Origin of the sequence: Pseudorhodoplanes sp., assembly GCF_035565795.1 — a bacterium.
GTDB lineage: Bacteria > Pseudomonadota > Alphaproteobacteria > Rhizobiales > Xanthobacteraceae > Pseudorhodoplanes.
Window position 1 is genome coordinate 1 of sequence record NZ_DATMRV010000041.1, and the last position, 12,535, is coordinate 12,535.

The 12,535-nt window shown below is 63.1% G+C and carries 12 protein-coding genes and 1 pseudogene; 6 read left to right on the forward strand and 7 right to left on the reverse strand.

Annotated features, from left to right (window positions below; genetic code table 11):
* The 6 genes and pseudogenes from VNZ93_RS04645 to VNZ93_RS04670 form a co-directional block, all read right to left on the reverse strand.
* Nucleotides 1–303, reverse strand: a pseudogene (locus tag VNZ93_RS04645) (putrescine ABC transporter permease PotI); the annotation flags it as partial.
* A 2-nt stretch (nt 304–305) separates the two neighbouring features.
* Nucleotides 306–1,220 (reverse strand): ABC transporter permease, encoded by a 915-nt coding sequence (locus VNZ93_RS04650; RefSeq protein WP_325700742.1) that lies wholly within the window; start codon nt 1,218–1,220, stop codon nt 306–308.
* Nucleotides 1,221–1,223: 3 nt separating this feature from the next.
* Nucleotides 1,224–2,348 carry an ABC transporter ATP-binding protein gene (locus tag VNZ93_RS04655; protein ID WP_325700745.1) on the reverse strand — a complete coding sequence of 375 codons (1,125 nt, stop codon included), beginning with the start codon at nt 2,346–2,348 and terminating at the stop codon, nt 1,224–1,226.
* Nucleotides 2,349–2,457: 109 nt separating this feature from the next.
* Complete coding sequence (locus VNZ93_RS04660; RefSeq protein ID WP_325700747.1) at nt 2,458–2,979, reverse strand: response regulator; 522 nt, start codon at nt 2,977–2,979, stop codon at nt 2,458–2,460.
* Between the two features lie 138 nt (nt 2,980–3,117).
* On the reverse strand, nt 3,118–4,602 hold the full coding sequence (glpK, locus tag VNZ93_RS04665; protein WP_325700749.1) for a glycerol kinase GlpK: 1,485 nt from the start codon (nt 4,600–4,602) through the stop codon (nt 3,118–3,120).
* 1 nt (nt 4,603) lies between these two features.
* The gene (locus VNZ93_RS04670; RefSeq protein ID WP_325700752.1) at nt 4,604–6,103 is read right to left on the reverse strand and encodes a glycerol-3-phosphate dehydrogenase; all 1,500 of its coding nucleotides are present in this window, start codon (nt 6,101–6,103) and stop codon (nt 4,604–4,606) included.
* Nucleotides 6,104–6,239: 136 nt separating this feature from the next.
* Between VNZ93_RS04670 and VNZ93_RS04675 the strand changes: the two genes are divergently transcribed.
* From VNZ93_RS04675 to VNZ93_RS04700, 6 genes are all read left to right on the forward strand, one after another.
* Nucleotides 6,240–7,106, forward strand: coding sequence for a type 1 glutamine amidotransferase (locus tag VNZ93_RS04675; RefSeq protein WP_325700755.1), 867 nt, complete (start codon nt 6,240–6,242; stop codon nt 7,104–7,106).
* Nucleotides 7,107–7,109: 3 nt separating this feature from the next.
* Nucleotides 7,110–7,805, forward strand: a complete 696-nt coding sequence (locus VNZ93_RS04680; RefSeq protein ID WP_325700758.1) for an SDR family NAD(P)-dependent oxidoreductase — start codon at nt 7,110–7,112, stop codon at nt 7,803–7,805.
* A 104-nt stretch (nt 7,806–7,909) separates the two neighbouring features.
* Entirely contained in the window at nt 7,910–8,731 is an 822-nt protein-coding gene (locus VNZ93_RS04685; RefSeq protein ID WP_325700761.1) for a class I SAM-dependent methyltransferase, read from the forward strand.
* 20 nt (nt 8,732–8,751) lie between these two features.
* Nucleotides 8,752–10,458 (forward strand): class I SAM-dependent methyltransferase, encoded by a 1,707-nt coding sequence (locus VNZ93_RS04690; protein WP_325700764.1) that lies wholly within the window; start codon nt 8,752–8,754, stop codon nt 10,456–10,458.
* A gap of 35 nt (nt 10,459–10,493) precedes the next feature.
* Complete coding sequence (locus VNZ93_RS04695; protein WP_325700767.1) at nt 10,494–11,312, forward strand: class I SAM-dependent methyltransferase; 819 nt, start codon at nt 10,494–10,496, stop codon at nt 11,310–11,312.
* Between the two features lie 23 nt (nt 11,313–11,335).
* The gene (locus VNZ93_RS04700; RefSeq protein WP_325700769.1) at nt 11,336–12,163 is read left to right on the forward strand and encodes a methyltransferase domain-containing protein; all 828 of its coding nucleotides are present in this window, start codon (nt 11,336–11,338) and stop codon (nt 12,161–12,163) included.
* Between the two features lie 87 nt (nt 12,164–12,250).
* Here VNZ93_RS04700 and VNZ93_RS04705 read toward each other — a convergent pair.
* Nucleotides 12,251–12,535: ABC transporter permease (locus VNZ93_RS04705; protein ID WP_325700771.1), on the reverse strand; the 285-nt coding region annotated here is incomplete at its 5' end.

Consider the following 12,535-nt stretch of genomic DNA (forward strand, 5'->3'; position numbering starts at 1 on the left):
TGCCGAGAACGGCAGCCGGCCGCGGAAGCGTCCCATGCGAACAAGCGCCAGCGCCGCGAGCGTACCCAGCACGGTCGCAAGGCAGGCCGACATGAACGCGACCCGGATACTGACCCAGGCCGCCTGCAGGATCGCAGAATCCTCGAGCAGCGCGCGATACCAGCGGAGCGACCAGCCGCCCCAGACCGCAACCATTCTGGAATCGTTGAACGAATAGATGACCAGGATCGCGATCGGCACGTAGAGGAACACGAGACCGAGCACGACCGACACGATGTTGAAGGGCGAGGTGCGGCGCTGCATGTTCATCTCCGCTCCAGCGCGCGCATCTGTACGGCCTGATAGAAGACGATCGGCACCAGGAGGATAGCCAGCAACACCATCGCGAGCGCCGACGCCACCGGCCAATCCCTGTTGAAGGCAAACTCGGTCCACAACGTCTGCCCGATGAACTGCGCGTTCGAGCCGCCGAGCAGATCGGGGATCACGAACTCTCCCGCGATCGGGATGAAGCACAGGAGCGAGCCCGCAATCACGCCCGGAAGCGCCAGCGGCAGCGTGACCAGCCAGAACGCTTTCCAGCGAGGACAGCCAAGATCGGCCGCCGCCTCGAGCAATGTGTCGTCCATCCTGTCGAAGGATGCATAGAGCGGCAGCACCATGAACGGAAGGTACGAATAGACAATGCCGATGAAGATTGCGGTATCGGTCGCGAGCCAAGTGACCGGTGCCGAGATGAGACCAAGCGCCAGCAACGCGTCGTTCAGGAGGCCGTCACGCTGCAGAATATTGATCCAGGCATAGATGCGGATCAGGAACGCCGTCCAGAACGGCAGGATGACCGCGATCAGCAGGATCGGCTGCAGTCGCTGCGGGCTGCGCGCCATACCGTAGGCGATGGGGATGCCGATCGCGAGCAGGATGAGGGTCGACACCGCCGCGAATGTGACGCTGCGCAGATAGGACGAGAGGTAGAGCCAGTCGCCGAACAGCAGCTTGAAGTTGGCGAGCGACAATGCCCCGACGAAATCCTTGATACCCTGCCAGCCGGCGGACGGATCGAACACCGGGCTGTAGGGCGGCTGCGCCAGTTCGGTCTGCGACAGCGAGATGCGTAGCACGATCAGGAACGGCACCAGCAGAAAAACAATCAGCCACGCGTATGGAATGCCGACCACCGTGCGGCGATACCAACGGTCGAACTTCGCAGGACCCGCCATCGCTTAGTCCCGCAACAGGACACCGGCGTCCGGCGCGAAGGTGAGCCACGCCTCTTCGCCACGATGCAGCAGACTTGCGGCACGGCGATCCTTGTTCGCGACCGAAGCCTTCACGATCATGCCGTGCTCGTCCCGCACCTTGTAGACCGAGAGATCGCCGAGATAGGCAATGTCGACGACATGGCCGTGCAGCACATTCACCCCATTCGCGACCGGCTCCCGCGCCAGCTCGATCTTCTCCGGGCGTACGGCGATCGAAACGGTCTGGCCCTCGGCGCAACCGTCCTTGCGCGCAAGCACGAGCCGTCCGGCCCTGGTGTCGATGGACGCAAGATCGCCCTGCTGGCCGGAGATCGTGCCGTCGAACAGGTTCACCTCGCCGATGAATTCGGCGACCCATCGCGTCTTCGGATCTTCGTAGATTTCCGCCGGCGTACCGACCTGAACGAGCTTGCCGGCGTGCATGACACCGAGCCGGTCCGCCATGGTCATGGCTTCTTCCTGATCGTGCGTGACGATGATGAAAGTGAGGCCGAGCCGCTGCTGCAGCGCCATCAGTTCGAACTGGGTCTCGTCGCGCAGCTTCTTGTCGAGCGCGCCAAGCGGCTCGTCGAGCAGAAACACCTTGGGCGACTTCGCCAGCGCGCGGGCAAGCGCGACGCGCTGGCGCTGGCCACCCGACAATTGGTGCGGCTTGCGGTTGGCGAATTGCTCGAGCTTTACCAGAGCGAGCATCTCGGCGACGCGGGCGGCGATCGCAGACCTGGTCCAGCCCTCCTGACGGAGGCCGAAGGCGACGTTGCCCGCGACCGTGAGATGCGGGAACAGCGCGTAGCTTTGGAACATCATGTTGACGGGCCGCTCGTAGGGAGGGACGCCGATGATGTTCTGGCCATCGAGTAGCAGTTCGCCGGCGTCCGGCGTCTCGAAGCCGGCCAGCATGCGCAACAGTGTCGTCTTGCCGCAGCCTGACGGTCCAAGCAACGCGAAAAACTCGCCGGGGGCGATGTCGAGAGACACGTTATCGACGGCGGTGAAGGAACCGAAGCGCTTGCTCACGCCTGCAAAGCGAACCATCGGCGTAATCGATTGTGGCCTGTCCGGAGAACTGGCCGGGTGATCGGGCATGATGTTTTCCGAAAAACAGACGGTGGTTCCGTCCGCCTTTCAACCTAGCCCGCTCGGGCGGGAGGCTCAAGAACCCTTACGCCGCAGGTGGACTTCGCGCGAACGCGCGCTATCCGAGCCAGGCCGGCTCGGCGGAGTCCGCGAGCGTATCGATATTGCCGCCGGCCTTGCGCGGCGCCGGGCCGTAATAGTCGCCAATGCGCACCATTTCCCGCGGCTTGGCCCGGATCGCCACGATCCGCTCAAAGATCGTCTTGGCCGAGATCGGCTTGCAGAGAAACTCGTTCACGCCGAGCCGCACCGCCTCGATCACGGTCTTGCGCTCGACCTGCCCCGTCAGCATGACGATGGGAATCGCCGGCGCAGGAAACGTCAGCGGCGAGCGAACGATGCGCATGAACTCGGGACCATTGAGGTCGGGCAGATCCCAGTCGAGGATGACGACGTCCGGATTGAGCGAGATGATGGCTTCGAGGCCTGTCGCACCGTCCTGCGCATCGTAGAAAGTCCGGATCCCGTTCGCCTGCAGAAGGCTTCGGATCACCTTGCGCATGTAGTGATCGTCATCGATGACAAGGACACGCGTGGACCGGACCAGTTCTTGCAGGCTTTTCGATTTCAGCGATTTCACGGTCGTCAGCTCTTGCGTCGGCTTGAGATGCAAGCGTGGGAGGGCTTTGGCGATTTGACTCGCTTTGTATGCGCATTTGCGGGTTTCACCCGCTTGAAGCGGGTAGCTACAATTTAAATCGATTGGCCGCCGGCGGCGCTATCGTGAACGGTGCGTTAAGGTGCGGCTCACCGCATCGCGCCAGCCCTGCCATTTGCGCTCGCGGGTGGCGTCGTCCATGCCGGGTTCGAACCGGCGATCGCGCTGCCAGGTCGCGGCGAAGCCATCGAAATCGGGATAAAGGCCGGACGCGAGACCGGCCAGATAGGCCGCGCCCAACGCCGTGGTTTCCATGACCTTCGGCCTGTCGACCGGCGCATTCGGGATGTCGGAGAGAAATTGCATGGCGGCATTGCTTGCGGCCATGCCGCCATCGACGCGCAGCACGGTATTGGCCGCCGCGGGCCAATCGGCGTGCATGGCTTCAATCAGACCGCGGGTCTGATAGCCCACTGCCTCGAGCGCAGCACGCGCGAACTCCGCCGCCCCGGAATTGCGCGTCAGTCCGAACATTGCGCCGCGCGCCTGTGCATCCCAATAAGGCGCGCCGAGCCCAACGAAAGCCGGCACCAGATAGACCTGCTCACCCGGGTCGCTCTGCGCGGCGAGCGCATCGGTCTGCGACGATTCCGCAATCAGCTTGAGGCCGTCGCGCAGCCACTGCACCGCCGCGCCCGCGACGAAGATCGCGCCTTCCAGCGCGTAGGTGCGTTTGCCTCCGATCTGATAGGCGATCGTCGTCAGCAGCCGGTTGCGCGAGGCGACTGGTCCCTCTCCGGTATTGAGCAATGCGAAGCAGCCGGTCCCGTAGGTCGATTTCATCATGCCCGGCGAAAAGCAGGCCTGGCCGACGGTTGCCGCCTGCTGGTCGCCGGCAACGCCGCGGATCGGAATTGCACGGCCGAATGCGGCGGTCGTGCCGAACGAGCCGGTGCAATCCTTCACATCGGGAAGGATTGCGAGCGGAACGCGGAACAGGTCCGCGAGCTCCGCGTCCCACTGGCCGCTGCGGATATCGAACAGGAGCGTGCGCGCTGCATTGGTGGCATCGGTCGCGTGCACGCGCCCTGCTGTGAGCCGATATATCAGGAAACTGTCGACGGTGCCGAACGCGAGTTGGCCGGCTTCCGCTGCGTCCCGCGCTCCCGCGACATGATCGAGCAACCAGGCGATCTTGGTGGCCGAGAAATACGGATCGAGCACAAGCCCGGTCTTTTCCGCGACCGCCTTCTCATGGCCGGCTTCGCGCAAGCCGGCGCAGATGCTTTCGGTACGCCGATCCTGCCAGACGATCGCGTTGTGGATCGGCTTGCCGGTCGTCCGGTCCCAGATCAGCGTGGTCTCGCGCTGGTTGGTGATACCGATCGCAGCTATGTCACTCGCGGAAAGCCCGGCCTGCGAAAGCGCACCCTTCACGGTCCCCAGAACGCTCGTCCAGATATCCTCGGGATCGTGTTCGACATGACCCGATGCAGGATAGATCTGACGGAATTCCTGCTGCGCCGTCGCGAGCGGCCGCATCTTGCCGTCGAATACGATGGCGCGCGTGGAGGTCGTGCCCTGATCGATTGCGATGACCGCCATGTCAGGTCACGAGCTTCAACGCAGGCAATGGCGACATGAAGCGCTGCAGCGCGGCGCGTTCCATATCGGCGAACCGCAAACCGAGCTTGCTCCGCCGCCACAGCACGTCATCAGCGTCGACGGCAAACTCCTTCGTCATCAGGTAGCGTACTTCGGCTTCGGTGAGATCGGCGCCGAAACGTGTTCCAAGCGCAGCATAGCTGTCGGCGTCGCCGAGGACGTCGCCGATCCGCGTGCCATACGCGCGCACCAGCCGGCCCGCATGGGCTTCTTCCAGGAACGGCCATTTGCGCAACGCCTGGGCGATCTGCGCCTCGACACCGTTATAGGGAAAGTCGCCGCCCGGCAGCGGAACGCGTGCAGTCCAGGGCCGGCTCGGCGTGAACACATCGGAGAGCTTTTTCATCGCGGCTTCGGCAAGCCTGCGATAGGTCGTGATCTTGCCGCCATATACGCTGAGCAGCGGCGCATTGCCGTAGCTCTTGTCGAAGGCAAGGTGATAGTCGCGCGTCACGTCTTCCGGCCGCTTGGAGCCATCGTCGTAGAGCGAGCGAACGCCCGCGAATGCGTGAACGATATCGGCGGGCGCGACCGGCTGACGGAAATAACGCGTTGCCGTGTTGCAGAGATAGGCGATCTCGGCGCCGGACGGCCCGACGCCCGCAGGATCGCCCTGGAAATTCTCGTCGGTCGTTCCGATCAGGGTGTAGTCGCGCTCGTAGGGCAATGCGAAGACCACACGACGATCCGGATTCTGGAAGATGTAGCCGGAATCGTGATCGAACAGCTTCTTCACGACGATGTGGCTACCCTTGACGAGACGGACACGCGGCGGCCCCGGCATGCGGATCACGGTCTCCGACACAACGCCGACCCAGGGACCTGCAGCATTCACCAGGGCGCGCGCGGTGATGACCTGTCGCTTGCCGCGCGCATTCAGGATCAGACACCATTCCTCGGAGCGTTCGGCGCGCACGCATTTGGTTCGTGTGCGGATGCTTGCGCCGCGCTCGGCAGCATCGAGCGCGTTGAGGATCACCAGACGAGCATCATCGACCCGGCAATCCGAATAGAGAAATCCGGACCGGTAGCTTCGCTTGAGCGGCACGCCGAGCGGATTGTGCGTCAGGTCGACCGTTTGCGTCGGCGGCAGAATGCGGCGCCCGCCTAGATGATCGTAGATAAAGAGTCCGATCCGCACCAAAAGCGGCGAACGCATCTCCGGCTGCGGCGGCAGGAGGAACCGCAACGGCCGGATGATGTGAGGCGCATTGCGAAGCAATACCTCGCGCTCCTTCAACGCCTCACGCACCAGCAGGAAAGCACCGTGCTCAAGATAGCGAAGTCCGCCATGGATCAGCTTGGTTGAGGCCGAGGAGGTCCCGGAGGCCAGATCGCCCTGTTCGACCAGAAGCACTCGCAGGCCGCGCCCGGCGGCGTCGCGGGCAATGCCCGCGCCGTTGATCCCGCCCCCGATGATGGCGAGGTCGAAATCGGCCATCCTCGCAGTTCCCTCCCGACACGTCAGAATGGCCCGGCCGCACATCCCGGCCAAGCCCAACCCTCGCAAAATGGCCTCAAATTCCTATATAAAAGCACGGCCCCGCTTCCCCCCACGCGGGCACCACGGATTGGTCATGGCTCCCCCGCGTTTGCTCGTCATCGAGGGAAACACTGCTGATGGACGCGCCCTGCTGAAAGCGGCCGGCGGCGATGCTCCGAGCGAAGGCTATGCCGAGCTGCTGCGCGAGTTTCTGCCGCGGGCTAATGTCGACATCTGTTACCCCGCCGATCCCGGCGCAAATCTTCCCGACAGTGCCGGGCTCGAATCCTACGACGGCGTCGTCATCACCGGTTCCGCCCTTCACGTTTACGATCGCGGGCCGCATGTTGATCCGCAGATCGAGCTTGCGCGCGCCGTGTTCGATTCGTCGACACCACTGTTCGGAAGCTGCTGGGGTCTGCAGATCATCACCACAGCGGCGGGCGGCAGCGTCCGGCGCAACCCGAAGGGTCGCGAGATCGGTTTCGGCCGGCGCATTCGGCTCACCGCGTCCGGGCGAGGTCATCCTGTCTTCGCCGGCAAGGACGAAGTATTCGATGCCGTCACCATCCATCTCGACGAGGTCGAAACACTGGCGCCAAACATGCAGGTGCTGGCACTGAATGCTTTCTCCGCGGTGCAGGCCGCCGAGGTGAAGGTCAACGGATGTACCGCCTGGGGGGTGCAATATCATCCGGAATATTCGCTCGCCGACATCGCCGCGAGCTTCCGCCGCCACGGCAAGCGCCTGATCGAGGAAAAGTTCTTCAACGATCACGACGAACTGAACGACTATGCCGACGAGGTCGCGGGCCTCGACGAGAACCCGCATGACAAGCCCTTGTCGTGGCGGCTCGGCCTCGACTCCACGGTGCTCGACAAGAATTTCCGGACACGCGAAGTTCGCAACTGGATCCATCATCAGGTGCTGCCCACTCGCAGCAGACGCGGGCGGGAGTGACGCTTGGATTTCCGGGACCGTCATGTCGTTGTCACTGGCGGGATCGGCGCTCTCGGGACCGCTGTGGTTGGAGCACTCCTCGACCGCGGCGCGACCTGTCACATTCCGACACATGGCAATGACGCGCCGGACCTCTTCCCCTATGCGCAGCATGAGCGTGTGAAGGTCTATCCGTCGGTCGAACTCGCCGATCAGGACCAGACAGACTTGTTCTATGCCAAGGTCGGCAGCCTGTGGGCGTCGGTCCATCTGGCCGGAGGCTTCGCCGCGAAGACGCTCAAGGACAGCCGAAAGGCCGACCTGATGTCGCAACTCGACACCAATATCGTGAGTTGCTTTCTTTGCTGCCGAGCGGCGTTGAAGACTTTCGGGCAGGATGGCGGCCGCATCGTCAACGTCGCCGCCCGTCCGGCACTCGAGCCCCGGACCGGAGCCGGAATGACTGCCTACACAATCGGCAAAGCGGGCGTTGCTGCGCTGACCATGGCGCTGGCGGAAGAAGTCGCCAGGGACGGTGTTCTCGTCAATGCGGTCGCCCCTTCCATCATGGACACACCTTCAAACCGCAAAGCCATGCCGAAAGCCGACCATGACCTCTGGCCCAAAGTCGAACAGGTGGCCGCGACCATCCTCTTTCTTGCGTCACCTGAAAACACAGTCACGCGAGGTGGTATCGTGCCCGTCTACGGCCGCTCGTAACCGTTGGCCGGGACGCCTATGATCCTCTATCTGTTTCCCGATCTGTTTCCCGCCTCCTTCCGCGGACATGCCGCGGGCCGGACCAAATCCTCTGGAGAGACCGTATGACTGTGCCGAGTTTCGTGTCGCGTACCGCGATCATGTCCTGTGTATCCGCGGTGGTTGCTCTGAATGTCGCGTTCGCACAACCGGCGCAGAAGCCGTTCGAACCGACGGTCGGTCAGGATGGCAAGGACGTGATCTGGGTGCCGACCCCGCAGGCGCTGGTCGACAAGATGCTCGATATGGCGAAGGTGACGGCCGCCGACTCCGTTGTCGATCTCGGGTCCGGCGACGGCCGCACCGTCATCACCGCAGCGAAGCGCGGCGCCACCGCGCGCGGCATCGAATTCAATCCGAAAATGGTCGAGCTGTCGAAATACAACGCCGAGCAGGCGGGCGTGGCCGGCAAGGCGACATTCGAGAATGCCGACATCTTCAAGACGGACTTCTCCAAGGCCGACGTTGTGACGATGTTTCTTCTGACCAGCCTGAACGCGAAGCTGCGTCCGACCATTCTCGACATGAAGCCGGGCACGCGTGTCGTATCCAACACCTTCGACATGGGCGACTGGAAGGCGGACGAGGAAGCGGTGGTTACCGAAGGCTGCACGTCGTACTGCAAGGCCTATTTCTGGATCGTGCCGGCCAAGGTCGACGGCGTCTGGAATACCGACAAGGGCGAGTTGACGCTCAAGCAGACCTATCAGAACTTCACCGGCACCCTGAAGAACGGCAACGTGATCACCCCGATCACGAACGGAAAGCTGAAGGGCAACGAAATCACCTTCACAGCGGGCGGCGCCGAGTTCACCGGCAAGGTCAACGGCTCGACCATCGAGGGCACGACCAAGTCCGGCGACAAGTGGCAGGCCAAGCGCGCCTGAGCGCGACGGAGAACAGATACATGCGTAGCTTCATTGGTGCCGCACGCCTTGCGGCAATTTCATCCGTTGCTGCCACCATCACACTGGGCGTCGCATTGGCGCAGCCGGCGGAGAAACCCTACGAACCGACTGTCGGCCAGCAGGGCAAGGACGTGGTGTGGGTCCCCACACCGCAGACGCTGGTCGACAAGATGCTCGACATGGTGAAGCTGACGCCGAGCGACATCCATTACGATCTCGGCTCCGGCGACGGCCGCACTGTCATCACGGCAGCGAAACGCGGCGCAACCGCCTTTGGTGTCGAATACAACCCGAAGATGGTCGAGCTCTCGCGGGCGAATGCCGAAAAGGAAGGCGTCGCCGGCAAGGCCACCTTCATCGAGGGCGACATTTTTCAGACTGACTTCTCCAAGGCCACCGTTATCTCGCTGTTCCTGTTGCCCGACCTGAACGAGCGGCTGCGTCCGACCATTCTCAACATGAAGCCCGGCACGCGCGTTGTTTCGAATTCGTTCTCGATGGGCGACTGGCAGCCCGACGAACGCGCCGAGGTGACAGAGGATTGCAGGGGCTATTGCCGCGCGCTGTTCTGGATCGTACCGGCAAAAGTCGACGGCACGTGGACGATGGATCGCGGCTCGTCGTCGACCGCACTCTCCTTCAAGCAGGAATATCAGAAGCTCACCGGCACCATCGCGGACGGCAACGTCGTGACGCCCGTGACCGAGGGCAAGCTGAGAGGCGACGAGATCAGCTTCACCGCGGGCGGCGTCGAGTATACCGGCAAGGTCGATGGCGACACGATCGCCGGTACGACCAAGTCCGGCGAGACATGGCAGGCGAAACGCGGTGCGCCGGCCGTGACCGCGCAGGCCCCTGCCCCGCAGCCAAGCACGCCGCAAGCCGCGCCACAGGCGCCAGCAGCCGAAACTCCGGCTCCCAAGGCCGTCGAAACACCGGCAGCAAAAGCACCCGACATTGCAGCGAAAGGCGAGGAGCCGCCCTTCGTTCCGGAAGTCAGCCAGGACGGCAAAGACGTCGTGTGGTGGCCGACCGCCAACACCCTCGTCAACAAGATGCTGGATCTCGCCAAGCTCACGCCGAAGGACCGGCTGATCGATCTTGGCTCCGGCGATGGCCGCACTGTGATCACGGCCGCGCAGCGTGGCGCGACCGCGCTCGGCATCGAGTACAACCCGAAAATGGTCGAGCTGTCTCAGTTCAACGCCAGGAAGGCCGGCGTTACCGAGAAGGCGACGTTCCGGCGCGGCGACATCTTCCGCACCAACTTCTCGAACGCGGATGTGCTGACGCTGTTCCTGCTTCCCGAACTGAACGAGCGGCTTCGCCCGACCATCCTGCGCATGAAGCCGGGCACCCGCGTCGTCTCGAACACGTTCGAAATGGGTGACTGGGAGCCCGATCAGATCGCCGAAGTCACTGACAACTGCCAGACCTATTGCAAGGCGCTGTTGTGGATCGTACCGGCTCGCGTCGAGGGCCGTTGGAGGATGGGCCGCGACACGATCACGCTGAAGCAGAAATTCCAGACCGTGACCGGCAACATCCGCCGCGGAAAGGCCGTGACCCCGATCACCGATGGAAAGCTGAACGGCAGCGAAATCACGTTCACTGCCGGCGGAACGGAGTATACCGGGAAGGTGAACGGCCGATCGATCACCGGCGTGACCAAGTCCGGCACGAAATGGAGTGCGAGGCGCGCGTGAGCGTGCGCCGCTCCACATCAACGACGATGCAAGGCATGCGGATCACACTCGCCGCATGCCTTGCAGCCTTTCTCATTCCAGGCGCCGCTGCGGCACAGCCGGCGACGAAACCCTCGAAACCGCTGGTCGGTCAGCAAGGCAAGGACGCGATCTGGGTCCCGACGCCGAACGCCCTGATCGACATGATGCTGACGCTTGCCGAGGTCACGCCTCAGGACAAGGTGGTCGATCTCGGCTCCGGCGACGGACGCGCCGTGATCGCGGCCGCAAAGCGCGGCGCCAAGGCGCGCGGTATCGAATTCGATGCGAATCTTGTCGCCCTGTCCAGGGCGAGCGCCGAGAACGAAGGCGTCGGCGACAAGGCGACGTTCGAGCAGGCGGACATGTTCGCGACGGATTTTTCCGACGCCAGCGTCGTGGTGCTATTTCTCCTCCCCGACCTGAATATCAAGCTGCGTCCGTCCATCCTCAACATGAAGCCTGGCACGCGGGTCGTCTCGAACACGTTCGAGATGGGCGGCTGGATGCCAGACAAGGTTCAGACGCTGAAGGCGGAATGCGACTTTTTCTTTTGCCGGGCGCTGCTATGGATCGTCCCTGCAAAGGTCGATGGTGACTGGACCATCACCACCAGCGGCGTTTCCGGGACCCTGTCGCTGCAGCAGCAATTCCAGACTTTCACAGGCACGATCACGACGCATGGCAAGGCCGCACCGGTTACGAATGGTCGCCTTCTCGGCGAAGCACTGACATTCACCGCGGGCGACACCGAGTATACCGGCACGGTCCGGGGCGATATCATCGAAGGCACCACCAAGTCCGGTGTCACATGGCAAGCCAGGCGCGGCAGCTGACTGCGCCGAAGGAGAATACTGCAATGCACACGCTGACAACGTCCGTCCGCCTGGTTGCGGGCTCCTGCATTTCAGCCGCGCTCGCGATCAATTGCGCGATAGCGCAGCCAGCCCCCGCCTTCGAGCCGAAGGTCGGACAGCGAGGCAAGGACGTGGTCTGGGTGCCGACCAAGCAGCAACTCGTCGACAAGATGCTCGACATGGCCAAGGTGACGGCGCAGGACTACGTCATCGATCTCGGCTCCGGCGACGGCCGTACGGTCATTACCGCGGCGAAGCGCGGCGCGACCGCGAAGGGCATCGAATACAACCCGGACATGGTCGAATTGTCGAAGAAGAACGCCGAGAAAGAAGGCGTCACCGCCAAGGCGACCTTCGAAAAGGCCGACATCTTTGAGAGCGATTTCTCCAAGGCAACAGTGATCACGATGTTCCTGTTGCCGTCGCTCAACCTGAAGCTTCGCCCGAAACTCCTCGACATGAAGCCCGGCACGCGCCTCGTGTCGAACTCGTTCGACATGGGCGACTGGCGTGCGGACGAAACGGTCTCGCTGAACGGCGAGGCCTGTACATCGCATTGTACCGCCTATTTCTGGATCGTGCCCGCCAAGGTGCAGGGCACCTGGAAGACGCCGCAGGGCGAACTGACGCTCGAGCAGACCTACCAGGACATCAAGGGAACGCTGAAGAACGGCAACGTCGTCGCGCCGGTTACGAACGGCAAGCTGACCGGTGACCAGATCGCATTCACCGCTGCTGGGACGCGCTACACCGGCACCGTGACCGACAAAGGTATTACCGGCAAGGCGAATACCGGCGGGAGAGAAGCGGACTGGAACGCAACGCGGTAGGCGCCGGATCGTTGCGGGCCCGAGCCAGCGATCCGTCGACCGAAAGGACAGAATGCGCAGGCAAAGCCCGCGCATGACACGTTTCCGTCAGGCCTTGAGCCGGTAGCCCGTGCGGAAAATCCACCACACTGTGGCCAGGCAGATGACGAGGAACGCGACTGTCATCCCGAGACTGACCGCGACGCTGACGTCGGAGATCTCGAAGAAACTCCAGCGGAAACCCGAGATCAAATAGACGACCGGATTGAACAGGCTGACCGTTTGCCAGAACGGCGGCAGCACATCGATCGAATAGAAGCTGCCGCCGAGAAACGTCAGCGGCGTAATGACCAGCAGCGGAACCACCTGCAGCTTCTCGAAACCATCCGCCCA